Annotated in this window: 1 pseudogene; it reads left to right on the top strand. The window is 66.8% G+C overall.

What is annotated here, in order from left to right:
• Window positions 1–64: 64 nt before the first annotated feature.
• Window positions 65–274: pseudogene (locus OO68_RS45170) on the top strand (ATP-binding cassette domain-containing protein); the annotation flags it as partial.

Raw genomic sequence — 274 nt, 5'->3', positions numbered from 1 at the left:
GCGGATGTCGACTGGTGGCTGAAGAACGAGTCGGCCGTCACCAAGCGCTGGTTGGAGTGGGCTCGTGGCTGAATTCGGTATCGCGGCACCGTCGGTGAAAGTGGCCGGTGACAAGCCGGCCACCGCGACCGGCAAGGCGCTGTCGGTGGTGGCCCTGCGCAAGACCTATGGGGACGTGGTCGCCGTCGACGAGGCGTCGATGGAGATCGCGGCGGGGGAGTTCGTCACCTTCCTCGGCTCCTCCGGGTCGGGCAAGACCACGACGCTGATGATG

The sequence above is a fragment of the Streptomyces iakyrus genome (genome assembly GCF_000717055.1).
Taxonomy (GTDB): domain Bacteria; phylum Actinomycetota; class Actinomycetes; order Streptomycetales; family Streptomycetaceae; genus Streptomyces; species Streptomyces iakyrus.
This window is presented reverse-complemented; position numbering and strand designations above follow the sequence as displayed.